This window comes from Mesorhizobium sp. MC2-1-1 (assembly GCF_057597255.1).
Genome location: NZ_CP195205.1, coordinates 2,305,954 through 2,332,006 on the forward strand (window position 1 = coordinate 2,305,954; position 26,053 = coordinate 2,332,006).

Annotated in this window: 24 protein-coding genes; 9 read left to right on the top strand and 15 right to left on the bottom strand. The window is 64.3% G+C overall.

The genetic code is table 11. The features are described 5' to 3' along the window. The first annotated feature begins 5 nt into the window (after positions 1–5). On the top strand, positions 6–944 hold the full coding sequence (locus ACR64R_RS11655; protein WP_487361769.1) for a hypothetical protein: 939 nt from the start codon (positions 6–8) through the stop codon (positions 942–944). Between the two features lie 213 nt (positions 945–1,157). Here ACR64R_RS11655 and ACR64R_RS11660 read toward each other — a convergent pair whose 3' ends face one another. Beyond that, positions 1,158–2,021 (bottom strand): DMT family transporter, encoded by an 864-nt coding sequence (locus tag ACR64R_RS11660; protein WP_487361770.1) that lies wholly within the window; start codon positions 2,019–2,021, stop codon positions 1,158–1,160. Between the two features lie 152 nt (positions 2,022–2,173). Here ACR64R_RS11660 and ACR64R_RS11665 point away from each other — a divergent pair, with 152 nt between their 5' ends. Further along, positions 2,174–3,523, top strand: coding sequence for an aminotransferase-like domain-containing protein (locus ACR64R_RS11665; RefSeq protein ID WP_487362420.1), 1,350 nt, complete (start codon positions 2,174–2,176; stop codon positions 3,521–3,523). An 18-nt stretch (positions 3,524–3,541) separates the two neighbouring features. Here ACR64R_RS11665 and ACR64R_RS11670 read toward each other — a convergent pair whose 3' ends face one another. The 3 genes from ACR64R_RS11670 to ACR64R_RS11680 all read right to left on the bottom strand — a co-directional run bounded on the left by ACR64R_RS11670 (position 3,542) and on the right by ACR64R_RS11680 (position 6,064). Further along, on the bottom strand, positions 3,542–4,039 hold the full coding sequence (locus ACR64R_RS11670; RefSeq protein ID WP_487361771.1) for a MaoC family dehydratase: 498 nt from the start codon (positions 4,037–4,039) through the stop codon (positions 3,542–3,544). Positions 4,040–4,220: 181 nt separating this feature from the next. Next, positions 4,221–4,649 carry a phasin family protein gene (locus tag ACR64R_RS11675; RefSeq protein WP_487361772.1) on the bottom strand — a complete coding sequence of 143 codons (429 nt, stop codon included), beginning with the start codon at positions 4,647–4,649 and terminating at the stop codon, positions 4,221–4,223. Between the two features lie 119 nt (positions 4,650–4,768). Beyond that, complete coding sequence (locus ACR64R_RS11680; RefSeq protein ID WP_487361773.1) at positions 4,769–6,064, bottom strand: DUF445 domain-containing protein; 1,296 nt, start codon at positions 6,062–6,064, stop codon at positions 4,769–4,771. 204 nt (positions 6,065–6,268) lie between these two features. Between ACR64R_RS11680 and rirA the strand changes: the two genes are divergently transcribed. Further along, positions 6,269–6,730: an iron-responsive transcriptional regulator RirA gene (rirA, locus tag ACR64R_RS11685; RefSeq protein WP_487361774.1), complete on the top strand. Its 462-nt coding sequence runs from the start codon at positions 6,269–6,271 to the stop codon at positions 6,728–6,730. On the opposite strand, the gene ACR64R_RS11690 is transcribed toward rirA, so the two are convergent. The 5 genes from ACR64R_RS11690 to hemP are packed head-to-tail and all read right to left on the bottom strand — an operon-like array spanning position 6,727 to position 10,859. After that, complete coding sequence (locus ACR64R_RS11690; RefSeq protein WP_487361775.1) at positions 6,727–7,515, bottom strand: heme ABC transporter ATP-binding protein; 789 nt, start codon at positions 7,513–7,515, stop codon at positions 6,727–6,729. The two genes, rirA and ACR64R_RS11690, sit on opposite strands and share 4 nt — an antisense overlap. A gap of 7 nt (positions 7,516–7,522) precedes the next feature. Continuing rightward, entirely contained in the window at positions 7,523–8,623 is a 1,101-nt protein-coding gene (locus ACR64R_RS11695) for a FecCD family ABC transporter permease (protein WP_487361776.1), read from the bottom strand. A 6-nt stretch (positions 8,624–8,629) separates the two neighbouring features. Next, positions 8,630–9,523 carry a heme/hemin ABC transporter substrate-binding protein gene (locus tag ACR64R_RS11700; protein ID WP_487361777.1) on the bottom strand — a complete coding sequence of 298 codons (894 nt, stop codon included), beginning with the start codon at positions 9,521–9,523 and terminating at the stop codon, positions 8,630–8,632. Between the two features lie 11 nt (positions 9,524–9,534). Further along, the gene (locus ACR64R_RS11705; RefSeq protein WP_487361778.1) at positions 9,535–10,596 is read right to left on the bottom strand and encodes a hemin-degrading factor; all 1,062 of its coding nucleotides are present in this window, start codon (positions 10,594–10,596) and stop codon (positions 9,535–9,537) included. A gap of 56 nt (positions 10,597–10,652) precedes the next feature. Next, positions 10,653–10,859: a hemin uptake protein HemP gene (gene hemP / locus ACR64R_RS11710; protein ID WP_487361779.1), complete on the bottom strand. Its 207-nt coding sequence runs from the start codon at positions 10,857–10,859 to the stop codon at positions 10,653–10,655. Positions 10,860–11,059: 200 nt separating this feature from the next. Here hemP and ACR64R_RS11715 point away from each other — a divergent pair, with 200 nt between their 5' ends. The 4 genes from ACR64R_RS11715 (at position 11,060) to hmuQ (ending at position 15,214) form a co-directional block, all read left to right on the top strand. After that, complete coding sequence (locus tag ACR64R_RS11715; protein ID WP_487361780.1) at positions 11,060–13,279, top strand: TonB-dependent hemoglobin/transferrin/lactoferrin family receptor; 2,220 nt, start codon at positions 11,060–11,062, stop codon at positions 13,277–13,279. 2 nt (positions 13,280–13,281) lie between these two features. Beyond that, on the top strand, positions 13,282–13,758 hold the full coding sequence (locus ACR64R_RS11720) for a hypothetical protein (protein WP_487361781.1): 477 nt from the start codon (positions 13,282–13,284) through the stop codon (positions 13,756–13,758). A gap of 139 nt (positions 13,759–13,897) precedes the next feature. Continuing rightward, complete coding sequence (locus ACR64R_RS11725; protein WP_487361782.1) at positions 13,898–14,845, top strand: energy transducer TonB; 948 nt, start codon at positions 13,898–13,900, stop codon at positions 14,843–14,845. Positions 14,846–14,899: 54 nt separating this feature from the next. Continuing rightward, entirely contained in the window at positions 14,900–15,214 is a 315-nt protein-coding gene (hmuQ, locus tag ACR64R_RS11730) for a heme-degrading protein HmuQ (RefSeq protein ID WP_487361783.1), read from the top strand. 33 nt (positions 15,215–15,247) lie between these two features. Here hmuQ and putA read toward each other — a convergent pair whose 3' ends face one another. After that, positions 15,248–18,856, bottom strand: a complete 3,609-nt coding sequence (putA, locus tag ACR64R_RS11735; protein WP_487361784.1) for a bifunctional proline dehydrogenase/L-glutamate gamma-semialdehyde dehydrogenase PutA — start codon at positions 18,854–18,856, stop codon at positions 15,248–15,250. A 164-nt stretch (positions 18,857–19,020) separates the two neighbouring features. Here putA and ACR64R_RS11740 point away from each other — a divergent pair, with 164 nt between their 5' ends. After that, positions 19,021–19,473: an Lrp/AsnC family transcriptional regulator gene (locus ACR64R_RS11740; protein WP_487361785.1), complete on the top strand. Its 453-nt coding sequence runs from the start codon at positions 19,021–19,023 to the stop codon at positions 19,471–19,473. Here the strand turns inward: ACR64R_RS11740 and ACR64R_RS11745 are convergent, their stop codons facing one another. After that, positions 19,474–20,682 (bottom strand): cytochrome-c peroxidase, encoded by a 1,209-nt coding sequence (locus ACR64R_RS11745; RefSeq protein ID WP_487361786.1) that lies wholly within the window; start codon positions 20,680–20,682, stop codon positions 19,474–19,476. 7 nt (positions 20,683–20,689) lie between these two features. Next, positions 20,690–21,133, bottom strand: a complete 444-nt coding sequence (locus ACR64R_RS11750; RefSeq protein ID WP_487361787.1) for a FixH family protein — start codon at positions 21,131–21,133, stop codon at positions 20,690–20,692. A gap of 154 nt (positions 21,134–21,287) precedes the next feature. Between ACR64R_RS11750 and ACR64R_RS11755 the strand changes: the two genes are divergently transcribed. Then, complete coding sequence (locus ACR64R_RS11755) at positions 21,288–22,205, top strand: sugar kinase (protein WP_487361788.1); 918 nt, start codon at positions 21,288–21,290, stop codon at positions 22,203–22,205. A 128-nt stretch (positions 22,206–22,333) separates the two neighbouring features. On the opposite strand, the gene ACR64R_RS11760 is transcribed toward ACR64R_RS11755, so the two are convergent. The 3 genes from ACR64R_RS11760 to ACR64R_RS11770 form a co-directional block, all read right to left on the bottom strand. Further along, complete coding sequence (locus tag ACR64R_RS11760; RefSeq protein ID WP_487361789.1) at positions 22,334–23,359, bottom strand: aldose epimerase family protein; 1,026 nt, start codon at positions 23,357–23,359, stop codon at positions 22,334–22,336. A 95-nt stretch (positions 23,360–23,454) separates the two neighbouring features. Next, positions 23,455–24,912: an NAD-dependent succinate-semialdehyde dehydrogenase gene (locus tag ACR64R_RS11765; protein ID WP_487361790.1), complete on the bottom strand. Its 1,458-nt coding sequence runs from the start codon at positions 24,910–24,912 to the stop codon at positions 23,455–23,457. A 178-nt stretch (positions 24,913–25,090) separates the two neighbouring features. Then, complete coding sequence (locus ACR64R_RS11770; RefSeq protein ID WP_487361791.1) at positions 25,091–26,041, bottom strand: AEC family transporter; 951 nt, start codon at positions 26,039–26,041, stop codon at positions 25,091–25,093. Between the last annotated feature and the right edge of the window lie 12 nt (positions 26,042–26,053).

The following is a 26,053-nucleotide window of genomic DNA, read 5'->3' on the forward strand; positions in this document are numbered from 1 at the left end:
CAAGGATGAGGCATTTTCCGTATACTGGCTCCGGCCCGTACTGTTACGCGAATTCGTTTGCGATGATGTTCGGGGCCGAGGCACCGCCCACGGCAGTGATCGAGGTCGCGACCGGTAGCCCGTTTGGAATGCAGTTGATCGGCGGCACATTGCCATTGTTTGATCCTTATGGCTGGACCCCCGAAGCGGGTTTTGACGCTGCGTTGGCCGCGCTTGGTTGGACCTCTTCAGTTGCCCGGGGCGAGGACGAGATGGACGCCCTGTCCCGTTTGCGAGCTTCACTTTTGGATGGCCCGGTTTGGATCGGCCCGGTTGAGATGGGACACTTTACCCACCAGCCGGGCAATGTGGGACCAATCGGCGCCGACCACTACGTCGTCGTTATCGAAGTTGCAGACGATCGTGTCCTCATGCACGATCCCCAAGGCTACCCCTACACGTCGTTGCCGCTGAACGATTTTATGGTGGCATGGCGGGCCGAGACGATCAGCTACGGTTCGCCTTACACGATGCGCATCGGCTTCCGTCAGATTGAGAAAGTGTCCGATATCGACGCAATCAAGGCATCGGTCCCAGCCGCCATCCGCTGGCTGTCGACAGTTGGTGATCACGCCATGCCGGCCGGTAGCCTGGCAAATGGCGAAGCAGCTGAAGGTCTGGCGAACCTTGTCGAAGATGGTTGCGACGCAGAGCTGCGTGGCCATCTCGTCCACTTTGCGGTCCGAGTGGGCGCGCGCCGGGCCGCGGATGCAGCGACCTGCCTCGCGCGTGCCGGATATCCAAAGGCCTCGGGGATCGCAGCCGAACAGGCCCACATCATTGGCTCCGCACAGCATCCATTGGTCGTTGGCGACGACGTGGCAGCCGCCAAGGTCTTGCGGTCACTTGCGCCAACCTATGGCAAGCTGCTCTCAGCGCTGCAAAATGAGATTGGATGCGCTTAGAGCAATCGAGGAAACGTGTAGGCAGTTTTCCGTCCCGAATCCGCGAAACAGCGAACACCTAGGGCAATTCCAGGAAAAGTGTGAGCTGTTTTCCGCCCGGAATTGCGTCAAAACAAAAACATGGGGCGTTCGCCGTTTCCGTGAAACGGTGAAACGGTGAAACGCACTAGGCGCACGCCGCATAACCGAGCGGGATTGCAGCAGGAAGCCAGCCTACCTTGCAAATTTCTTCGCCCCGAACACGCAGGCCACGACGCCGAGCGTCACGACCATCATCATCGGGCTGACCTGCTCGTGCAGCAGGCTCGCCGCCAGCGCCAGGCCGAAGAACGGCTGCAGCAGCTGCAGCTGCCCGACGGCGGCGATGCCGCCTTGCGCGAGGCCGCGATACCAGAACACGAAACCGATCAGCATGCTGAACAGCGAGACGTAGCCAAGGCCGATCCACGCGCTTGAGCCGATGCCGGCGAAGGACGGTGGCATCATCAAAAAGCTCAGTGCCAGCATGACCGGCAGCGACAGCGCCAATGCCCAGCAGATCACCTGCCAGCCGCCGAGCCTGCGCGACAGCGCCGCGCCCTCCGCGTAGCCCAGCCCGCAGACGATGATGGCACCCAGCATCAAGCTGTCCCCGACTGGCGATGCGGAGACACCTTGCGACAGTGCGAAGCCCGCGACCAAAGCGCTGCCCAGGCATGAGAACAGCCAGAAGGCCGGGCGCGGACGGTCACCGCCGCGCAGCACGCCGAAGATCGCGGTCGCCAGCGGCAGCAGGCCCACAAAGATGATGGAATGCGCCGAGGTGACATGCTTCAGCGCCAGCGCCGTCAGCAAGGGAAAGCCCACCACGACCCCCAGTGCAACGACGACGAGCGAGACCAGATTCCTTCGCTCCGGACGCTTCTCGCGAAACAGCAGCAGCATCCCGATCCCCAGAAAGCCGGCGATGGCCGCCCGGGCCGAAGTCAGGAACGTCGGATCGAAATCCATCACCGCCACCCGCGTCGCCGGCAGCGATCCGCTGAAGATCAGTACACCGATGAAGCCGCTGAGCCAGCCGTCGAAACTCTTGTCCATAATCTGCTCCGTTTGCGTTTCCGTACCGGGCAGGTCATGGCGTCGCCAGAGACAATGGAGTACAATTCCACAAAACTGTAATGGTCATCGAGGAAGTACAGGTGGACGCACGAGATCCAGCTGCCAGCGGCGCAACCCTCGTCGAAACCGTTATGGCGGAAATCCGCCAGCGGATCGCGGCGCGCACGCTGACGCCTGGAGCGCGCCTGCCGTCGATCCGGGCCATGGCCAGATCCATGCAGGTTTCGAAATCGACCGTGGTCGAAGCCTATGAGCGCCTTGCGGCGGAAGGTGCCATCCGCTCTCGGCCGGGGTCTGGCTTCTTTGCTGCCGGCCAGCTTGCGCCTTTGTCTCTTGCCGAGATCGGCCCGCGCCTCGACCGCGAAGTCGATCCGCTCTGGGTGTCCAGGCAATCGCTCGAAGCGGGCGAGGAGATGCTGAAGCCCGGCTGCGGCTGGCTGCCCGCGTCCTGGATGCCGCAGGCCGCCTTGCGCCGGGCGCTGCGCGCCGCGGCCCGCGCGGACGATAGGGCGCTTGCCGATTACGGCACGCCGCTCGGCCTGCCGCCGCTTCGCCAACTGCTGGCAAGGCGCATGGCCGAGCATGGTGTCGAAGCCTCGCCCGACCAGATCATGTTGACCGATTGCGGCACCCAGGCCATTGATCTTTTGTGCCGCTTCCTGCTTGAGCCCGGCGATGCGGTGCTGGTCGACGATCCCTGCTATTTCAACTTCCACGCCCTGTTGCGCGCCCATCAGGCCAAGGTGGTCGGCGTGCCGTATACGCCTTCGGGGCCGGATATCGAACTCTTCGCCGAGGCGCTCGCCGAACACCGGCCGCGCCTCTACATCACCAATTCCGGTATCCACAATCCGACCGGCGCGATCCTGTCGCCCGTCACGGCGCATCGGCTCCTTAAGCTCGCAGACCAAGCTGAACTCACCATCATCGAGGATGATATCTTCGCCGATTTCGAGCACAGCCCTGCCCCGAGGCTTGCGGCCTTCGACGGTCTGCAGCGTGTCGTCCAGATCGGCTCCTTCTCCAAGACGTTGTCGGCATCAATGCGCTGCGGCTTCATCGCCGCGCCACCCGACTGGATGGAAGGCCTGGCCGATCTAAAGATCGCAACGACATTCGGCGGCGCCCGGCTGTCCTCCGAACTGGTGCTGAGCTTGTTGAAGGACGGCAGCTACCGCAAGCATGTCGAGCAGTTGCGCATCCGCCTGTCGCGCGCCATGGCCGAGACCGCCGGCAGGCTGAAGATGATAGGTATCGTGCCCTGGATCGACCAGCCCGCCGGCATGTTCGTGTGGTGCCGCCTGCCCGACGGCATCGACGCGGCGCAAGTCGCGCGCAATGCGCTCTCGGACAATGTCGTGCTGGCGCCCGGCAATGCCTTCAGCCTGTCGCACACCGCCGGCCGCTTCATGCGCTTCAACGTCGCGCAATGCGCGGACGAACGGATTTTCAGGGCGCTGGAAAAAGCGATGGAGAAGTGAGGGAATGCGGCCTGCCGATCAGGTTGCAGCCCGCTTGCGGCGCTCATACATCATCACCAGCGTCTCGGCTGTCAGCGCCGGCTTCTGCTCGCCTTCGATCTCGACGGTGTTGGCCGCCTTCATCAGATACTGGCCTGGGCCACGATCCTCCATGGAAAGCAGCGTGGTGCGCAGCCTGATGCGAGCGCCGGCCTTTACCGGCGCCAGGAAGCGCACCTTGTCGAAACCATAATTGAATGCGGCCTGCGTGTTTTCCGGCACGATGCCCATTTCCAGCGCCAGCGCGCCGATGATCGACAATGTCAGATAACCATGCGCGATCGTGGTGCGAAACGGGCTTTGCCGTCTTGCCCGCTCAGGATCGACATGGATCCACTGGTGGTCGCCCGTGCATTCGGCGAACTGGTCGATGCGCCGCTGGTCGACCGTCGTCCAGTCGGACACGCCGAGCTCCTGCCCGAACATCGTGCGCAACTGTTCGAAGGTCGGCGGCGTTCTCCGCCGTGTTTCCGTCATTCCGCCTTTCCCATCGCTTTTGCCTGTCTCCCGACCATGAAGCGGCAGCCTCTGTCAATTCACCGCTTCGCTGTTTTCGCCGGTAGAGTTGATGCTTTTACCGCAGGCCAGAACGCGCCGGCGCCTTGGCCGGTTGCATCGTACGTCAGTCGAAGATGGGTGCGAAAGCGCCGAACGACCCCTATTTCTTTTCGTAACTGGCGCGGATTTCCGCCATCGCATCCTTGATCCGGTCGCGCAGGACTTCAACCGATTCGGTGCTGGATTTCCGCACCAGGTCGGCCACTTCGCTGGCGTTCTTCAGCGTCGTTTCGAACGACCTGCGGGCAAACTCGGCCTGCTTGGTCATCAAATCCTGCGGATTGCCGGGCGTCTGGAAGTTCTGCGCCATCCGCGTGACCTCGTGCAAGGCGTTCTGGACCATCTCATGCTGCCTCGCCAGCACGGAGGATGCGCCTGCCGCACCCGCCCTCGCCGACTTCTCCAGGGCTTCGAGGTTCTTTCGATGATGATCGAGGATCGCCTGGACATCGACATTCGGCAATTTGAGGTCGCGGCCGAACCTGCTGAACATATCGAGGAACGAGTCTGAATCCGGTTGTTTTGCCATGCTTCGCCTCCCATTTTTGCCACTTGCGCGGCACCGTCGACGGCAATTCCTGGACCAGTGTGTAAGACTCTTCCGGGATTGCTTAGACCGAAGGCAGAATAGTGCTCCCTGTGCCGGCGTCAATTCGGCAGAAACAGGCGCTCCGCCGCGTAGAGCGCCAGTCCTGCAAGCCCTCCGATGATCATGCCGTTGAAGCGGATATATTGCAGGTCCCTGCCGATGTTCGTCTCGATCAGCAGCGTCAGTTGCGCCAGATTCCAGCGCTTGACCTGGTCGGCTATGAATTTCGACACGCCGCTTTTCTGGCTTTCGACGAACGAGGCCAGCGCCACCACAAAGCCCTGGTTCATGTCGGCCCTGATCTGGGCATCCGCGGCCAGATGCCTGCCGACCTCGACCAACATGTTGGCCAAGTGCTCGCGGATCGCCGAATTCGGCGCATCGACATCCTGCTCGATGAACAGGCGCAGGCTTGTCCATGTATCGCCGGCCAGCGCCCTCACCTCCGGGCGATCGAGGAAATCGTGCTTCAGTTTCTCGGCGCGCCTTGCATATTGCTTCGAGGTCCTGAGCCGCTCGACGAAGCCGAGCGCGAAACGGTCGAACTCGGCACGCAACGGGTGATCGGGATCGGTCCTGACCTCGTCGAGCAAGGAACCCGCCGAGGCGACGATCTTCTTCAGGAGATAGGCGTCGGCGCGAAACAGGTTGAACAGCGACGGCAACTCCTCGCGGATCTTCTCGCGCATCGTCGCCAGCGCCTGCTCGTCGTTGAGAAACCGCCCGACGACCCTGATGAATTCGTCGAACAGCCTCTGATGACGGCGATCGTCCGTCAGCGCCGAAAGCAAATCCGCCGCCAGCGGCGCCGGCGGCACCTTTTCGATCTGCTCCAGCATGCGGCTGGTGACGAAATCGCGCAGACCGGACTGCTCCACGGCCGTCAATGTCTGCGGCACCAACCGCGCGACGAATCGAGACAGACCGGCGGCGCGCTCGGCATCGGCCAGCCAGTCGGCGACCAAGGCGGCGAAGTCGACCTCGGCGAGCTTTTCGCGCACCGGTTCCGGCGCCAGGAAATTGCTCTCGATGAAGCGTCCGAGATTGTCGGCGATACGGTGCTGGTTCTCCGGAATGATTGCGGTGTGCGGTATCGGCAGTCCAAGCGGCCGCCTGAACAAGGCAACGACGGCATACCAGTCGGCGATGCCGCCTATGATAGCCGCCTCCGCGAAGGCGGCGACGAAGCCGAGCCATGGATGGCCGCCCTGGAAGGACTTGGCGAGCGCGAAGACCAGGGCGCACAGTGCAAGCGCCGCGGCGGCGATGAACTTGGTCCGCCGCAATGCCGAGAGCTTTGCCTGGGCATCGGCGTCGAACCGAACCGGCACGAAGGCCGGAGCTGACTGTGACATGGAAAGGCCGTTTCCTGTTTGCATCCGCACCTATCTAGTGGCTCCGCCGCCAAAACGCCCGCTCGAAACTTGTAAGCATCGGGCGTGAAACGCGCGCGTGCACAAAAAGTTGACACGATTATTCAGCTATGCGGCTGCCAAGTCTGGAATTGTTCCAAACTATGGGCCATATTCGGCTTTAGCTAATATTTTCGCGAGGATACCATGCGGCTCACGCGCCAGACCAATTATGCGATGCGCATCCTGATGTATTGCGCCGCAAATACCGACAGGCTGAGCCGTATCCCTGAGATCGCCGCCGCCTATTCGGTATCGGAGCTGTTCCTGTTCAAGATCCTTCAGCCGCTGGTCGAGGCCGGTCTGGTCGAAACCGTGCGCGGCCGCAATGGCGGCGTCAAGCTCGGCCGGCCGGCCGAGCAGATCAGCCTGTTTGATGTCGTGCGCGTCACCGAAGAGAGCTTCGCCATGGCCGAGTGCTTTGAGAATGATGCCGCAGAGTGCCCACTGGTCGACAGTTGCGCCCTGAATTCGGCGCTGCGCGAGGCGCTCAACGCCTTCTTCGCCGTGCTATCCCGCTACACGATCGCCGATCTCGTCGCGGCGCGGCCGAATGTGCGCCATCTGCTGGGCATCGACCTTCTGGTACAGCGCGCGCCCGCCGCCTAGGCAGCTGACTGCGGCAATACAAAAGGCACGTTTCCCGCAGGTAATGCGCCGACCTTGAGCCGGCAGTCGAACACTCTTTCGATCAGCTCGTCGTTCAGCACCTCTTGAGGCGAACCGGAGGCCGCCAGTCGGCCGCCATGCATGACGAAAATCCGGTCGGCATACATCGCCGTCAGGTTCAGGTCGTGCAGGATAGCCAACACGCCGCCGCCGCGCCGGGCGAAATCGCGCGCGATGTTCATGATGATGAGCTGATGCTTGACGTCGAGGCTGGAGACCGGCTCGTCGAGGAACAGGTAGCGCGGTTGCCCTTCGAGCACCGGCGCCCAGACCTGGCAGAGCACCCGCGCAAGCTGCACCCGCTGCTGCTCGCCGCCGGAAAGCTCCTGGTAGAAGCGGCTGGCGAAGCCGGCGAGGTCGACACGCGCCAGCGCCCGCTCGGGCAGCCGCGCGTCCTCGCCGGGCAGCGCGCCCGAGCGCCCGCCGATCAAGCCCAGGCGCACGATCTCGCGCACGGTGAAGGGAAAGGCCAGCGCCGCGGCCTGCGGCAGCACCGCGCGCAGCGTCGCCGCCTCAACCGGCTTCATGGCCGACAGGTCGCGGCCGTTGAGCGTGACGGTGCCTGTATAGGCAAGCTCGCCGGTCAGAGCATTGAGCAAGGTCGTCTTGCCGGATCCGTTCGGTCCGACGACGGCCGAGACCTCGCCGGGCCGCGCCGTGAAGTCGACATGCGAGACGATGCGCTTGCCACCGATTTCCACAGAGATGTCGCGCGCTTCGATCATGGCAGGCTCACAGATCAATGACGCCGCGCTTGCGCAGCAGTATCCACAAGAAGAACGGCGCGCCGGCGACCGCGGTGACGATGCCGATCGGCAGTTCGGCCGGCGCGACGATGGTGCGGGCGACCGCGTCGGCAAGCAGGAGCAGCGAAGCGCCGAGCAGGGCGCAAGCCGGCAGCAAATAACGGTTGTCCGGGCCGATCGCGAGCCGCAGGACATGCGGCACCACGATGCCTATGAAGCCGATGCCGCCGCTGACCGCGACCGAAGCCCCGACCGCCGCCGAAACGCCCACAATGGCCGTGTATTTCAACCGCTGCACGGGAATGCCGAGATGGCCGGCAGTCGCTTCGCCCAGCGCCAGCGCGTTGAGGCCGCGCGACAGGAACGGCATCGCCGACAGCGCCGCAACGATCACCGGCCCCACGGTGCCGATTTTCGGCCAAGTCGCGCCGGCAAGCGAGCCGAGCTGCCAGAAGGTCAGGTCGCGCAATTGCCGGTCGTCGGCCATGAAAATGAGGATGCCCGTCAGCGCCATGGCAAGGGCGCTGATGGCGATACCGGCAAGCAGCATCGTGGCGACCGAAGTTCGTCCGTGGCGCGTGGCGATGGCATAGAGCAGCAGCGTCACCGCAAGCCCGCCGAGGAATGCCGCCAACGGCAGCGCGAGCGCGCCAAGCGCGAGCGTGACCGGGGCAAGCCATGTGGTGCCCAGCACGATGATCGCCACCGCACCGAGGCTGGAGCCGGCGGAGACGCCGATCAGGCCTGGATCGGCAAGCGGATTGCGGAAGAGCCCCTGCATCACGGCGCCGCAGACGGCCAGCGCGGCGCCGATCAGCACGCCGATCAGCACGCGGGGCATGCGGATGTCGTAGACGATCAGCTGGTCGCGCGCCGCAAGCGCTGCATCCGCCGGCGAGGCACCGGTGAACCAGTCGCGGATGACGCGGACGGCGGAGGCGTTCGAGGCGCCCGATGTCAGCGACAGGAAAACGGATAGGGCCAGCATCAGGCACAAGAACAGGATGGCAAGCCTTGCCCGCGCCGAGCGGTCGCCGTCGACCGTCATTACCCTGCCTACCCTGCCGGCAATGAACTGTTCGGCCATGGCCGCTCAGTCCGTGACCTGGTTGCCATAGAGCGACACGGCAAGATCGTGGATCGCTTCGGCCGTGCGCGGGCCGAAGCCGAGCAGATAGCCTCCACGCATGCTGATCATCTTGCGGTTCGTGCCCGCCGGGGTCGAGGCGACGGCAGGGTTGGCAAACAGTTCGTCTTCCGAGATTGCCGGTCCGCCGCCCTTCATCGTCAGGATGACGTCCGGCCTGGCGCTGACGATCGCCTCGTCGGTCATCCCCTTGTAGCCGGAAAAACCCTCGACCGCGTTGACCGCGCCGGCGAGCTTGATGATGCCGTCGGCGGCGGTGTCGCTGCCCGCGGCAAGGATCTTGCCGCCTTGCGTCGAAAGCACGAACAGTACGCGCTTGCGCTCCTTGATCGCGGCCGTCTGCTTTTGCGCAGCCGCCAGCTTCACGTCCGTCTCGGCGGCCAGCCTCTCGGCCTTGGCCTCGACGCCCAGCGCCTTGCCGACGATGCGGATCTTTTCGATGATTCCCTCATGATTGTAGTGGTCCGGCACCTCGATGAGAGGCACGCTCGACTTCTTCAGCACATCGACCGCTTCCTTCGGGCCGCTGCCATGCAGCGCCAGGATTCCGGTCGGATTGACCGACAGGACGCCCTCGGGCGAAAGCGCGCGCATGTAACCGACATCCGGCAGCTTCGTAGCCGCCTCGGGATAGTTGCTGGTCGAATCGCGGGCCACCAAACGGCCTTCCTCGCCGAGCGCGTAGACTATCTCGGTGAGCGAGCCGCCTATGGAGGCGATCCGCGAGGTGTCCGAAAAGACAGCCGTGCCTTCTTCCGCACTGGCTGGCTGCATGGCGACGGCAAGCAGGACGCCGAGCATCGGCGCAAGCGCCGCGCGGGAACTAAGAACAAAACGCATTGGGTGCTACCTCATGCAGCGGTCGGACTGGGGATGCGGGGCAGGCTTTCGGCGAGAACGCGCCAGTCTTCCCGCTCGCTTTCGCCTTCATGGCGCTTGCCGAAGCACTGGATGATCATCGCGCCATCGGCGTCGTAAGCCTCAAGCGAGGTGACATGGCCATCCTTGGTCGGCTTGCGCACCGCCCAGACTTCGTGGATGTGGTCGGTCAGCAGATGCAGATGGAAAGTCTCGTCGAGCACGTTGATCCACGGTCCCATCGGCTTGATCGACTTGATCGGGCCGGAGTGAATCTGGATGCAGCCTCGGTTGCCCACGAAGCACATGATAGGCATCTCACCTGCCGCGGCGTGATGGAACATGGCGCTGACGGCTCCATTGTCGAGCAGCCAGGCATAATCCTGGCCAACCATGCGCACGGCCTCGCGGCGGCTGAGTTTCAGCGTCTTCAGCATGCCGAAGAACTGATGCACGTCTGTGAGCCGGCTCCAGCGGTCACGCAGGTCGTCGATCGAAGCGACCGAACCCTGTGCCTCGCCCTCTCCGTCCGCTGCGCCTGGGAGGATAACGAGGCGCGGCTGCTGGTTCGGCGATTCCAGGCTCGCTACCAGTTTCTGGTAGGCATAGAGGTTGGATGCGGGCCTCAGATGCACCTTGTGCACGGCTTCGCCCGCCGCGTCGAAGAATTGCAGGCTGCGGCGGATTTCACCATCGTCGCGCTTTTCGACGGCAAAGCCATGCGCCCAAGCTTTCGGGAAGATGCGCAGGTCGATGTTGTCGCCAAGCACCATGGCGTTGTGGTTGCCGGTGACGACCTTGTCGTAGACGCCGATCTTTTCATGCACGGCGCTTTCGTTGCGGGTCAGCGCCATCACTTCGCCGACCGCCTCGAGGCCGATCAGAAGATCGTTGACGCGCGGCTCGACACGGACAGCGCCGAAGCCGCATTGCGCCGCGACCAGTTCCGCTTCCGAAATACCCAGTTGCGCCGAGAGATCACGCTCCCGTATCTTCGGATTTTCTTCCCGCGCCCGCCGGATTTCTTCCGGCGACGGCTTCACGCGCTGATCCATATCGTTCACCTGTAATGCTTGATGTCTGTTCGGCTGCTGCCGCCGGTCGGCTCCGTTCACTTGTTGAGGATCAGCTTGCCTTGGCGGGTGATCTTGAGGCGGTAGAGCGCCCCATGATGCTCGATGCCGATCTCGTGCTCCCCCTGGAACAGCGTGTTGCTGGAGAGCGTCCTGACCGCCAGCGGCACCCGTTCGTAACGCATCTGCATGTCGTCCTGCCGGCGAAAGCGATAGCCGAAATCGTTGGGATTGTGCGTGTTCATTGGGTCGGTCCCTTTCCTCTGACGGCCACCTCGGCCACAGCCTCATAAAATGCCGATTCATTTCTTGACTAGAATTATCATGTTTACTAGTCAGTGCATTACCGGACTAAATGAGTCAACATTTAAGACGCCGGGGCATGATCAAAAACGCGAGCGAGCCTCTGGCCAGCCAGCTACGAGCCTGAATCTGGAGTTGGGGCATGGGGTTGGTGACTTGGGGACGGACGGGCCTGGCGGGCGACAGCGCAGGCCCGGGCTTCCGATCGATGGCAAGCGGCATTGCCATCTTGATGGCCGGAGCAGCGGCAATCACGCTAGGCGTATCGGCCGCCAAAGCTCAACAGGCCGCGCAGCCGGCGACCGACCAGCGGGCCGATCAGAAAGAGAAGGCTGACGAGAAGGCCGCCGCCGCCGAAGGAACCCTGCTCGACAAGATCCTCGTCATCAGCCGCACGGGCGAAACGGCGATCCAGTCCCTGGCCTCGGCCAGCCATGTCGACCAGGAGCAGCTCGACCGCCGCATGGCGACTACGCCGAACGAGATGCTGCTCGGCGTGCCCGGTGTCGCCGTGCAGGCCGACGCGCGGCGCGTCTCCTCCAGCATCAACATCCGCGGCTTGCAGGATTTCGGCCGCGTCGCGGTCATCGTCGACGGCGCCCGGCAGGATTTCCAGCGTTCGGACCACGGCACGCAGTCGACCTTCTATGTCGATCCCGAGCTGATCAAGTCGGTCGACGTCATCCGCGGCCCGACCGCGAACACCTACGGTTCCGGCGCCATCGGCGGCGTCGTCTTCTTCGACACCAAGGACGCAGCCGATTTCCTCAAGCCGGAAGAGACATGGGCCGGCTCGTTGACCGGGCGCTATGAAAGCAACGGCAAGGGCTGGACCACCAGCGCCACCGGCGCCTACAAGATCAACGAGAACTGGGACGTTCTGGGCAACATCGTTTACCGCGACTACGGCGACTACAAGAACGGCGGTGGCGACACCGTTGCCGGAACCGGTTTCGACGTGCTGAGCGGCCTGCTCAAGACAACGATACGCCCGACCGAAAACAGCGAGTTGAAGCTCGGCTGGGTCGGCTCGAGCGACGGCTGGACGGAAACAAGCGGCGACGTGCCGACCAACGACGTCGATCTCAAGTCGAACACCTTCACCGCCCGCTACAACATCACCGACGAGGCCAGGAGCTGGCTCGACCTCCACATCAACGCCTCCTACAACAAGACCCTTCTCGACCTGACGACGCTAACCGCGCAGAACCGTTTCGATCCGACCACCGGCCTGCCCGTGTTGCTGCCGCCCGGCTCGTTGTCCACCTTCGATGTCGGCACGACTGGCATAGACATCTGGAACACGTCGCGCTTCGAGACGGCGAGCGTCGCCCACGAACTGACCTATGGCGGCGACTGGGTCGGCGACGATGTGGAGACCGGCGGCACGGCCGGCGGCGACAGCTTCTACACGCCGTCGGGCAAGCGCAACGTCTCCGGCGCCTATGTCCAGGACAAGCTGACCTGGGAGTGGCTCGAGGTCATTGGCGGCCTGCGCTATGACAATTACAGCCTGAAGGACGACACGAACGAGACGTCCGGCAACCGAGTCTCGCCGCGCATCACCGTCGGCGTCTCGCCCTTCGAAAACACCGGCCTGGCCGGCCTGCAATTCTATGGCACCTACGCGGAAGGCTATCGCTCGCCCTCATTGACCGAGACATTGATCAGCGGCAACCATCCGGCCGGCGTAACCTTCCCGTTCCTGCCCAACCCGAACCTGAAACCCGAGACCGGCAAGACCGTCGAGTTCGGCATCAACTACAAGCAGAACGACGTCATCGAGGGCGGCGACGCGCTGCGGCTCAAGGCCGCCTATTTCAACAACAATGTCGACGATTACATCGACGGCGTGACGCTCTCGCCCTTCGACCCGACCAGCGGCTGCCCGTTCGGCCCCGGCATTCCGATCTGCTTCCAGTACCAGAACTTCGCCAAGGCCAAGATCAACGGCTTCGAACTGGAAAGCGTCTACGACGCCGGCTGGGGCTATGCCGGCCTGTCGGCCTCCATCATCAACGGTCACACCATCTCCTATGAGGGCGAGCGCGCCGACCTTGCCACCATCCCCTCCTCGCAAGTGACGGCGCAGCTCGGCTTGCGCTTCCTCGAGGACAAGCTGACCGTCGGCGGCGAAGTGCAGTACAACGGCAAGCCGAAGGGCAATGCCGTGGCCAAGGACTATACGCTGGTCAACGCCTTCGCCAGCTACCAGGCGACGGACAACTTCAAGGTCGACTTCCGCGCCGATAATCTGTTCGACGTCAAATACACCAACCCGCTCAACGGAAGCACGACCGCCGTCCTCTACGAGCCCGGCGTCACGCTGAAGCTTGCGGCAACCATGCGCTTCGGAGGCTGAAAGTGATCGGCTTGTCGGCATCGCTTCGCCTCTTGACCTCGGCGCTTGCGATATCGCTTGGCCCGGCGCCGGCGTGGGCCCAGTCCGCGCCGGCCCCTGCCGCCAATCCGGTATCAGATCCGGCCCAAGGTCCGGTACTGAGCTTTGAACTCAATGCCGCTCAGCCTTCGGACAAAGGCTGCCGGCTGACCTTCGTCGTCAACAACGCGCTGGGCGCCGACCTCCCCAAGGCGGCTTTCGAGATGGCGCTGTTCAACGAGGCTGGAGTCGTCGACCGCCTCACCGTTCTCGATTTCAAGGACCTGCCGGCTGGGAAGACCAAGGTCATCCGCTTCGACCTCGCCGGCGCCGACTGCGCCAAGCTCAGCCGCGTGTTGATCAACAGCGCGACCGAATGCGCCGGCGCTGGCGTCGACCCGGCCGCCTGCATGCGCGCGCTAAAGACGTCGACCAGGACCGCCATCGCTTTCGGGCTCTAAACCGGTCGTGGGCAAGGAGCCGGCACTCGCGCGAAACGCCGTTCCCTGGCCTTTGCCGGGGATTGGCTTGGCGCCACTTGCGGCAACCGATCTTGATTTGACAATTTCTCGCTTGTCGCGGCAGCTTCCGGCCCGCGCCATGCAGGACAACAGTGACATCGCCGACACCGACAGCACATTGACGGCCGCTCCCAGCGAGGCGTTGGCAGGACCGCGCCCGCGTGGCGAACATGGCAAGTGGACGGTGGCGATCGCGGCGTCCTGCCTGGTTCACGGCGCGGTGGCGGCAGCCTTGCTTGTGTCGCCGTCGGCAAAGTCGGATATGCAGGATCCGACGCAGGCGGAGGGCAGCGACCGAACCGGCTCCAACGTTGCCGGCAGCGCCCTAAATCCCGAACAGCAGTCGATCAACGTTGCCTTGGTGCCTCCTCCCCGGCCGCCAGCGAAACCTGTGCCGCCAGCCGAAGCGGCGCCGACGGCTGAAACGACGCCGCCGCTCGAAGCCGCGAAGATACGAGCCGAGCCCATTAAGCCTCGGGTCGATCCGCACATACTGGTCGCCGACGCGCCCAGGAATGATTCCGACAGCGTGGCGCCGGACGCGAAGCCTACTGAACCGGTCCCCGCTCAGCAGCAGAAAAGTGCCAGCCCGCCGCCGACGCCCGCGCGGCCGCCGGTCCCGACCGCAAGGCCTGTCGTCGCCAAATCCGAGGCGTCCGACGTCAAAAGCGGCGCCGCGGATGGCGAAGACCAGGCCGAGCCGACGGCGAGCAAGGGCAAGAAGGAGAACGAGGTCGGCATCTCCGCCGAAAACAGCTATCGCGGCGATGTCTTTGCAAAACTCGGCAGGGTCAATCGGACTCTTCCGCCTACTCTGCAACTGGCCGCGCGCAACAACGCCGTGGTCGCATTCGTCGTAGGCAGGAAGGGCAACATAGACGAGCTGCGCATTCTCGAAAGCTCAGGATCGGAGGTTTTCGACAAGGCCGCGATCTCTATCGTGCGCAAGGCGGCTCCCTTCCCTCCAATCCCGCCACAGGCCGCAAGCCCCAGTTTTGAGTTCGAGATTGATATCGGCCCATTTTGAATAGACGCGACGACAAACGGCGTCACCCCTCAGCATCGACATGAAAGGAACCCCATGTACATCGCCATGAACCGCTTCAAGGTCCAGAACGGCTCGGAAGAGGCTTTCGAGAATGTCTGGAAGAACCGCGATTCCAGCCTCTCCGAAATGAAGGGTTTCAGGGAATTCCACCTGCTGCGCGGGCCGGTCAACGAGACCGAGGGCTATACGCTGTTTGCCTCGCACACGGTCTGGGCAACCCAGGAGGATTTCGTCGCCTGGACGAAGTCGGAAAACTTCCGCGCCGCCCACCGTAATGCCGGCGGCTCGAAGGTGCATTACCTCGGCCATCCGCAATTCGAAGGGTTTTCGGTCGTCGAAGGCGCCTGAAACGCGCCTTCGACGATCAGATCGTCGGAGTTACTAAGCAGCCGCCAGCAGGCTGGCGTTACCCCCGGCGGCCGTCGTGTCGACGCAGACCGCGCGCTCATGCGCGTAAGCCGCGGGGTTCAGCACTTCGCTGACCAACGGCACGATCGGCCCGGCGCGCTCGGCGATTACCTTGCGTACGATGCGCGCTGCCTCTGGCGTGCCGGAGAACGCGACGACATCGACACGCAACGAACGCGCCTCGACCGGATCGGGCCTTCCGTCGATCGCCGCCAGCGGCAGGCCCTTGCCGGTCAGCGCCGACAGCGCGACCGGCGCGCCCGGCGCCACCGCCAGCACGGCGTTGCCGGCGGCAAGCGCCTGGATCGCCTGGGCAAGCAACGTCTCGGCATCCGGACCGAGGCACAGTACCCGGCCGCGCGGCGCCAGCGACAGCGTGTTGGCCTCGCCTGTCGGTCCCGGCAGGTCGACCTGACCGAAATCGAGGCTTGCAGCGGCGGCGATTGCCGCCGCGCCCTTGCCGCGCAGATGCTTCCTCAGGATCGCAACGCGGTCCGGTCGGGTCGACCAGCCGCCCAGCGTCGGATCCGGCAGATTGTCGGCAAGCTCGGTCGCGGTCACCTTGTGGCCCTCGCCAAGCTCGGTGCCTGCCTCCGGCCCCTTGCGGAAACGGCGCAGGTAATGCGGCCCGCCGGCCTTCGGGCCGGTGCCCGACAGCCCCTCGCCGCCGAAAGGCTGCGAACCGACGACGGCGCCGATCTGGTTGCGGTTGACATAGATGTTGCCGGCGTGGATTCCGTCGACGAAATGCTGGACGCGGCCCTCGATGCGGGTGTGCAGGCCGAAGGTCAGCCCGTAGCCCTTGCGGTTGATGGCGGCGATCACCTGGTCGATCTCATCGGCATCGAAGGTCGCGACATGCAGCACCGGGCCGAACACCTCGCGCTCCATCTCCTCGATGCCCTTGACGCGGAAGACATGCGGGGCCACGAAACGGCCGGTGGCCGGCGCTTCGAGCTTGGCGATCAGCCGGCCTTCCAGCCCCTTCCTCTTGCAATAATCACTGATCGCGCTTTGAGCATCGTCGTCGATGACCGGGCCGACATCGGTCGAGATGACCCAGGGATTGCCGACATTGAGCGCTTCCATCGCGCCCTTCAGCATCTCCAGCATTTTCTTCTCAACGTCCTTCTGGACGTAGAGCACGCGCAGGGCCGAGCAGCGCTGGCCGGCGCTTTGGAAGGCCGAGGCGAGGATGTCGCGCACCGCCTGTTCCGGAAGCGCGGTGGAATCGACGATCATCGCATTGAGGCCGCCGGTCTCGGCGATCAGCATCGCATCGGGCGCCGCTGTCTCGGCCAATTGCTTCTCGATCAGCTTGGCGACCTCGGTCGAGCCAGTAAAGCAGACACCGGCGATGCGCGGATCGGCGGTGAGCGGCGCTCCGACCGATGGGCCGTCCCCCGGCAGAAGCTGGATGACGTCCTCCGGCACGCCGGCCTCGCGCAGCATCTCGACGGCGCGGAAGGCGATCAGCGGCGTTTGCTCCGCCGGTTTGGCGATGACCGAGTTGCCGGTGACCAGCGCCGCCGCGATCTGACCGGTGAAGATCGCCAGCGGGAAATTCCAAGGCGAGATGCAGACGATCGCGCCTCGCGCCTCGGTGCCTGCCTCGGCATTGGCCGCCTCGTCCGCGTAATAGCGCAGGAAGTCGACGGCCTCGCGTACCTCGGCGACGCCGTCGGCCAGCGACTTGCCGGCCTCGCGGGTGGCGAGGGCGAATAACTCGGGCGCATTGGCTTCGTAGAGGTCGGCGGCGCGGTTGAGGATGGCGGCGCGCTCCGCAACCGGGCGCCGCGCCCAGGCGGGCTGAGCGTCGACGGCGATGCGCACGGCGGTCACCACCTGCTTGGCCGCCGCCTCATGCACCGTGCCGACGACTTCGTCCGGTTTGGCCGGGTTGACGATCTGGCGCTGCTTGCCGTAGCCGGCGGCGCGCGTGATCGGTTTGGCCTGCCAGCGGTCCCCACCCGCGAATTCCGCCCGCGCCTTGTCGACGGCCGCCAGCGTCACCGGATCGGTGATGTCGAACCCTTTGGAGTTGCGGCGCCCGGCACCGAAGATCGCTTCTGGGCGCGCGATCGCGGGATTGGCGGCAGGGCCCTGCGTCTCGACGGCCTCGAGCGGATCGCGCGCGATCTCCTCCGGCTCGACCTCCTCGTCCGTCAACTGGTGGACGAAAGAGGAGTTGGCGCCGTTTTCCAAGAGACGCCGCACCAGATAGGCGAGCAGGTCGGAATGGGCACCGACCGGCGCATAGATGCGGCAACGCGTGCCTTCGGCCTGCCGGACCGTCTCGTGCAGCGCCTCGCCCATGCCGTGCAGGCGCTGGAACTCGAAGCTGTCGCGGTCCTTCGCCATCGACAGGATTGCGGCCACCGTGTGCGCGTTATGCGTGGCGAACTGGGGATAGATGCGGTCTGTCATCGACAGCAGTTTTTTGGCGCAGGCGATATAGGAAACGTCGGTGTTCACCTTGCGGGTGAAGACCGGATAGCCGGACAGGCCGAGTGTCTGCGCGCGCTTGATCTCAGTGTCCCAATAGGCGCCCTTGACCAACCGCACCATGATCCGGCGGTCGTATTTCTGCGCCAGCGCATAGAGCCAGTCGATGGCGAAAGCCGCGCGCGGTCCGTAGGCCTGGACGACGACGCCGAAACCGTCCCAGCCGGCAAGTTCCGGCTCGGCCAGCACGCGTTCGATAACGTCGAGCGACAGGTCGAGACGGTCGGCTTCCTCGGCGTCGATATTGAGGCCCATGCGCGAATGCCGGGCGGCAAGCGCCAGCGACAGAAGCCGTTCCGCCATCACCGGCAGCATCGTCTCGCGCTGCGCCACTTCGTAGCGCGGATGCAGCGCCGAGAGCTTGACCGAAATGCCGTGATTGTAGCGGATGTCGGGCCCGTTCGATCCGGAATCCAGCGAGGAGATCGCGTCCGCATAGGCCCGGTGGTAGCGCAGCGCGTCGGCCTCCGTGCGGGCCGCCTCGCCCAGCATGTCGAAGGAGTAGAGATAGCCTTTCTGCGTCATCGGCCGGCCGCGCTTGATCGCCTCCGCGATGGTGCGGCCAAGCACGAACTGCTCGCCCATCTCTCGCATCGCCGCCGCCACCGCTTTACGGATGACCGGTTCGCCAAGCCTGCGCACCATGGCGCGCAGCGTGCCTTCGATGCCGCCCTCGCCTTCGTCGAGCACGCGGCCGGTCAGCATCAGCGCCCAGGTCGAGGCATTGACGAAGATAGAACTCGAGCCGCCCGAATGCGCCGACCAGTCATGCGGCGCGATCTTGTCGGCGATCAGATCATCCATCGTCTCGGTGTCAGGCACGCGAAGCAGCGCCTCGGCCAGGCACATCAGCGCCACGCCTTCCTTGGTCGACAGGCCATAGGCCGAGAGGAACACTTCCATCAGCCTGGGATCGGTCGAACCGCGCACCGCGCGCACCAGACCGGCCGCGCGAGCCGAAATTGCCTTGCGTTCCTCGGCTGACAAGCCGGCCGCCGCGGACAAGCGCTTCACCGCCTCGTCCTCGTCGGGCAAATAATTGGCGCGGATCTGCTGGCGGATGGCGTCGAGCGACATATCGGGTCCATGAAAACAAGCGTGAGCGAACGGTCTGGCGGTCGCCGGACCGGATGACTCAAGCTAGCACAGTCGCGAATTTCAATCGGTCCAAAGAAATCGACAGGACGGTCCTTTCGATCTATCATTTACGCAAATCTTCTATCCTTTTGACTGCCATATCGATGACAGAAGACCAATTGGACCGCATCGACCGCAACATCCTGGCCGCGCTTGGGCGCGACGGCAGGCTTTCGATGTCTGAACTTGCCTTGAAGGTCGGCCTGTCGAAGACGCCGGTGCAGGCGCGCGTGAAGCGGCTTGAGAAGGACGGCTACATAAGGGGCTACCGCGCAGTCATCGACCGCGAGCGCATGGGCGAAGGCCATGTCGCCTTCGTGCAGGTGAAGCTGTCGGACACGCGCTCGGCGGCGCTCGACGCCTTCAACCGCGCCGTGCAGGGCGTGCCCGAGATCGAACAGTGCCACATGATGGCGTCGAGCTTCGACTATCTGTTGAAGGTCCGCACCACCGACATCGCCGCCTATCGACGGGTGCTCGGCGAGCGCATCTCGGCCCTGCCGCACGTCGCCCAGACCTCGACCTTCGTGGCGATGGAGACGGTGAAGGACAGGTAGCTAGTCTGACAGTGTCTTCAAAAACGCCACCAGCGCAGCCCGCTCGCGGTCGGACAGATCGAGCGCATGCACTTCGGAAACGCCCTCGACGGCAAGCGGCGCCTTCGAGTAATGCGCCACGACCTCGTCGAGCGTCGCGAACTGACCGGCATGCATGTAGGGCGGCCGATCCGCCACGGCCCTCAGCGACGGCGTCTTGTAAGCGAGCATGATCTGCGGCCCGTCCTTCACCATGAATCGCAGTTCGCGGCAGGCGCTCTCATCGCCGTCGCGGAATTTGCCTAGACAATTGAACGGGTCGGCCTCGACCTGCGCCACCGCATCGATGCGCCCTCGATCCGGCGGCAGCCCTTCGACCGGCGGCACGCCGGTGTTGTGGAACGAGTTGTCGGTGAAGCGCGGACCGTTGTGGCAGGTCACGCAATTGGCCTTGCCGACGAACAGCTTCAGCCCGAGGACTTCCTCCGGCGAGAAGGCCGCATCTCCCTCCGGCTTGGTGCCGGTCGCCAGATCGATGGCGAAGCGGTCGAAGCGCGTCTGCGTGGGCTCGATCGAACGCTCGAAGGCGGCGATCGCCTTGCCAATATTGGCATAGACGCGGTTGACGTCGTCCTGCTGGCCGGTGGGCATGGCGTTCCACGCCGCCTTCTCCGCATCCGTGCCGAGCGGGCTGGCATTGGCCGGCACGGTGGAAAGATCCGGCAGCGGCCCGAAGATGCGCTCATAGCGCTCGCCGAACCGCCTCTTGATGTAATGCGCGAAGGCCGCCCGGTTGCCGGCCTGCTCCAGCGGATTTTCGAGCGGTGTCAGCGCCTGCGCCCATAAGCTGTCACGCCTGCCGTCCCAAAAGAACCACGGATTGCGCGCGACACCCGCCAGGGGCATGGTGCGCCGGTTTGTGTGGCCGAGGCCGACCGCCTGCGGCAGGTCGTCCTGAAACTGGCGGTCGATCTTATGGCAGGTCGAGCAGGACACCGTGCCGTCGCGGCTCATACCGACATCGAAGAACAGCGTCGAGCCGAGCGCGGCGGCAGCCGGCGCATCCGCATACTGGTTCGTGGTGTCGGGCTTCAATGAAGGCAGCGTGTTCAGCGCCAGCGAGGCAATGGTCTTCTTCTCGTCGTCGCTGAACTGCGGCTTGCCGCATCCGCCCAGCAGGACGAGCGCGGCCAAGGCGAGAAGGCTTGCGACACCGGCCGGACGTCTCATCGCCCGCTCACAACACGACGTTGAAGACGACGGAATCGGAGCCGGCCGACGCCGAAATGCCAAAGTGCAGCTGCCACCAGCCGCTCATCGTGAACTTCACGCCGTCGATGCGGTAGCGCCCCTCGCCCAGGTAATCGGTCGCCTGTGGGCTGGTCGGCAGGCCGTGATCGTGCTGCGGCATCCCGCCGGAAACGGTGATCGCCGCCCCTTCCACCGGCGCGCCGGCGGCGGTCTTCAACGTCAGCAGCCAGGATTGCAGCTCGCCCTGCCAGACGACGCCGTGCTCCGGTTCGAAGCTCGCGATGAAAAGGCCGTTGGCTGTCTTCCTGGAGCGCGAAATGTCCGGGCCGGACGTCGATTGCGGCAGCGTCAGATAGACCGCGGCCACGATGCCGACCAGCAGGGCGGCCAGACCGAGACCCGCAAGAATGTAACGCCATATCGATGCCAAACCCGTTCCTCTTGGCTGCTAACGTTGCGGGCCGCCTATCGCGTCCCGCCTGCCTGTGGGAAATCGCTTCTGGCGCAGATTTCGCCGGTCGCCAAGCATGGCGCTGCCGGCCGAGAAAAGCTACAGCAACAACGTCTTGGGAAGGAATGCCCGCATGGCCAACGGTGTCGCGTCGATCGGCGAATGCATGCTGGAACTGTCGGGCCAGACCGGCCCGAACTGGCGCATGGGCTTTGCCGGCGACACCTTCAACACGCTCTGGGCATTGCACGCCTTGAGCCCGGACCGGCCTGCGACCTACGTGTCGGCCTTCGGCGACGACCCCTTCTCGCGCGATCAGATCGCGTTCTTCGCCGAGAACGGCATCGGCATAGGCAACAGTCCGGTCATTGCCGGCGCGCGCCCCGGCCTATACGCCATCACGCTCACCGGAGCCGAACGCGCCTTCACCTACTGGCGAAGCGACGCGGCCGCGCGCCAGCTCGCCTCCGATCCGGCCACATTGGCAAAAAGTCTTGAAAACCAGGCGCTTATCTACTTTTCCGGAATCACCTTGGCAATTCTGGATGAAGCGGCGCGAAGAACCCTCCTTTCGGCCGTGGCCGTAGCCCGCAATGCCGGCTCACTAGTCGCCTTCGACCCGAACTACCGGCCGCGTCTGTGGCCTAGCCGCGAGGCTGCGCAGGCCGGAATCCTGGAGGCTCTCGCCGTCGCCGACATCGCCCTGCCAACCTTCCCGGACGAGCAGATGCTATTCGGGGATCCGACGCCGCGGGAGACGGCGGAGCGCCTCGGCAAGCTGACCGGCGAGATCGTGGTCAAGAATGGCGAGCAGCCGGCCCTGATTGCGTTGAACGGCGCTTCACAAACCGTGGACGCCGTGCACGTGGCCGCCCCCGTCGACACCACGGGCGCGGGCGATTCCTTCAACGGCGGCTATCTCGCGGCGAGGCTTGCCGGCCATGCACCTGCCGAGGCGGTGCGCCGCGCGCACAAAGTCGCCGCCGCGGTCGTGCAGGTTCGCGGCGCGCTTGCCCCGTTTGAGAGGCTAAGGGCTGCTTTCGACAGCTAGGACCCTTCAGATTTAGGTCAGGCCGAGTCGAAAATGGTGGTTCCGAGAACCGGAGCGTAGCGTACTTAAAGTGCGTGAGCACCGGAAGCGCAGGAAGCCGCAATTTGCAGGCCGGCCTCACCTAAATCCTAGGGCAGGCGGAAGCGATATTCCGTGACCTGATGATAGATCTGCCCCGGCCACAGAGTTGCCTGTGGGAAATAAGGCCGGTTTGGCGCATCCGGCCAGGTCTGGGCTTCTAGGCAGAGGCCTGAAAACGCCTTGTAGTGGCGGCCTTCCAGCCCCGGCGATGTCGGCGCGACATACTGGCCGATATAGAGCTGGAGGCCGGGCTCGGTGGTCCAGACCTCCATCTCGACGCCGGAATTAGCCCCTTGCACCCAGGCCGCCTGATGCAGCGGTCCGCGGCTGGATGCCAGGCAGAAATTCTGGTCGTAGCGAAGTTGCTCGCCTTCCATCTCCATGCGGAGCGGCCGCGCCTGCCGAAAGTCGTAAGGCGTGCCGTCGACGGGCTTCACCACGCCGGTCGGAATCATCTCGTCGTCGACAGGCGTGTAGGCCCCGGCATTGAGCATCAGCCGATGGTCGAGGATGTCGCCCGCTCCGCCGTCGTCTAGATTGAAATAGGAGTGCTGCGCCAGATTGCAGAGCGTCGGCTCCTCGCAGGTCGCCGACAGCTCCATGCTGAGCGTGCCGGGGATCTTCAGCCGGTAGGTGCAGGTTACATCGAGCGCGCCCGGGAAGCCCATGACGCCGTCCGGGTCGTGCAGGGTCAGCGTCACGAAATCGCGGCCGTGCAACGAGACGGTCCATGGTCGGTGAAAGAAGCCTTCCGAACCGCCATGCAGGGTATGCTTGCCTAGAAAATTCTGCTCGGTCTGGTAGCGCTTGCCGGCGATGGTGAAGCGGCCGCCGCCGATGCGGTTGGCGAAGCGGCCGACAACGGCGCCGAAGAAGGCGCGGTCAGTCTCGTAGGGTTCGAGGCGATCGTAGCCCAGCACCAGCGGTGCATCATGGCCTGTGAGCCTGAGATCCTGGACGATCGCGCCGAGGCCGATGATGTTGGCGGTGAGGCCGCCTCCCCGAATCGTGAACCGGCGCACGGACTCGCCCGCCTGCGTTGTGCCGAAGACCTCGCCGTCCTTCATCGCCATGCCCGAGATGTCATTTGTTGATGCGAGGATTTAGGCCGGCAACGTGTCATCAGGCAAGGGCAGGCGAAACGCCTGCCCTGTTCCACTGATCAATATCAGAGTCCGAGGCCGCCGAAGCAGGCATATTTGGTATCGAGATAGTCCTCGATGCCCTGATGCCCGCCTTCGCGGCCGAGACCGGATTCCTTTACGCCGCCGAACGGCGCCTCAGGCGTGGTGATCAGGCCTTCATTGACGCCGACCATGCCGTATTTCAGGCCTTCCATGACCCGGAAAGCCCGGCCGAGATCGCCGGTGTAGAAATAGGCGGCGAGGCCGAACTCGGTGTCGTTGGCCAAGGCGACCGCCTCTTCCTCGGTCTCGAACTTGAACACAGGCGCGATCGGTCCGAAGATCTCTTCCTTCATGAAGCGCATGTTCGGCGTGGCGCCAGAGATAACCGTCGGCTGGAAGAACGAGCCGCCCAGCGCATGGCGCTTGCCGCCGGCGACCACCTTGCCGCCCTTCGACGTCGCGTCGGCGATGAATTCCTCGACCTTCTCGACCGCCTTTTCGTCGATCAGCGGCCCCTGCTGCACGCCTTCCTCGAGGCCCGAGCCGACCTTGAGATTGTTGCTGGCCGCGGCGAGCTTCTCGACGAACTTGTCGTAGATGCCGGCCTGGACGAGAAAGCGGTTGGTGCAAACGCAGGTCTGGCCCGAGTTACGGTATTTCGCGGTGATGGCGCCGGCCACCGCACGGTCGACATCGGCGTCGTCGAAGACGAGGAACGGCGCGTTGCCGCCAAGCTCCATCGACACTTTCTTGACCGTCGAGGCCGACTTCTGGATGAGGATCTTGCCAACCTCGGTCGAGCCTGTGAAAGTGATCTTCTTGACCAGCGGATTGGCGCAGATCTCGTCGCCGATCGCGCCGGCCGAACCGGTGACGACATTGACGACGCCCTTCGGGAAGCCGACTTCCTCGACAAGCGCGCCCCAGGCGAGACCAGAATAAGGCGTCTGCGAAGCGGGCTTTACCACCGCCGTGCAACCGGCGGCCAAAGCCGGGCCGATCTTGCGGGCAAGCATCGAGGACGGGAAATTCCAAGGCGTGATGGCGGCGATGACGCCGACGGGTTCCTTGGTCACCAGGATGCGGCGGTCGCCCCACGGCGACGGAACGATGTCGCCATAGACGCGGCGGCCTTCCTCCGCGAACCACAGGATGTAGGCCGCCGCCGAGCCGATCTCACCCTTGGATTCGGTTAGCGACTTGCCCTGCTCGATGGTGAGCAGCTCGGCCAGCACGTCCTGATTGTCCAGCATGGCGTCATGCAGTTTGCGCAGGAGCTTCGAGCGCTCGAGCGCGGTGGTCTTGCGCCAGCTCTTGAAGGCTTCCTCGGCCGCCTCGATGGCGCGGCGGGTCTCGGCCTTGCCGGCCTTCGGCACTGTACCGATCTTGAGGCCCGTCGCCGGATTGTTGACGTCGATGGTCTGGCCGCTGTCGGCCTGCACCCATTCACCATTGATGAGATTGGCCTGGCGCATGAAATGGCTGGTTTTCTGAAGCATGGTCTGGCCTCCGTTCGGCGCGCTGATCGCGCCGCTTTTTCTGGATATCCGTTGAAGCGTGCTCAAGAGCCGCACGCCGGCGCATTGCTCTTACCTAGGGAAAGGCGGGCAAGCAATCACAAGATGGCATATAGGGGTTGGGCCAGCAAAAGCGAGCCGCGTGTCGGCTTGCTGACGCCTAGCCGAAAATATGCACGACCACGGTCAGCCAGAACGACGTGGTCACCACCGCGCTCGCTGTGGCAAGCGTCATCTGGTTCGAGGCCAGCGCCTGGCCGGTGTTGAACTGGACGGCGATCAAGTACGAATTGATGCCCGAAGGAAGCGCTGCGACCACCACCGCGACCTTGGAGGTCAGCGACGGCAGGCCGAGCAGCCAGACGAAGGCCAGCACCAGCGCCGGCATCAGGAAGAGCTTCAGACCTGAAAGCGCCAGCGCCGGCCGAATATTGCCGGAGATGCCGAAGCGTCGCAGGCTGAGCCCCATGGCGAACAGCGCGACCGGACCCGCCGTGTTGGCGAGCGTGCCGACCAGCCGCTCGACCAGGTCTGGCAACGCCGCGCCGGTGAGCCGCCAAGCGAGCCCTGCCAGGATGCCGATGATCAGCGGGTTGATGAACAAGCGCCTGAGGAAGCTTTTGACGACACGCAGCGGATGCACCGTCTCGCCGCTGCCGCGCCCGAACATCTCGAACAGCACGATCGAGGCCATCATCATGATGGGCAGGTGAACCGAGACCAGCAGCGACAGCACCTCGAAGCCGCTGGCGCCGAACACGCCAAGGATGAAAGGCGCGCCGAGCAGCACGACGTTTGAATAGGCGGAGGACACGCCGCCTACGATGCCCGCGCGGGCATCGCGCCCGAACAGCCGAGTCATGACCAGATGGCCCGCAGCCCAGGTGATGGCCGCGGCCGCGAAGTAGGCGCCCCACAGCGGCCACGGCGTCACACCGTGAAAATCCGATTTGACCATCGTCTGGAATAGCAGCAGCGGCATCGCCACGTTGACGGCGAATTCGGAGATGCCCTCCCCGCTCGCCGGCTTCAGATAGCCCGTGAGCCCGGCCAGATAACCGAGCGCCACAAGGCTGAAGACGAAGAGGACGGTTTCGGTGAGCGGAGTCATTTTCCGAGCGCA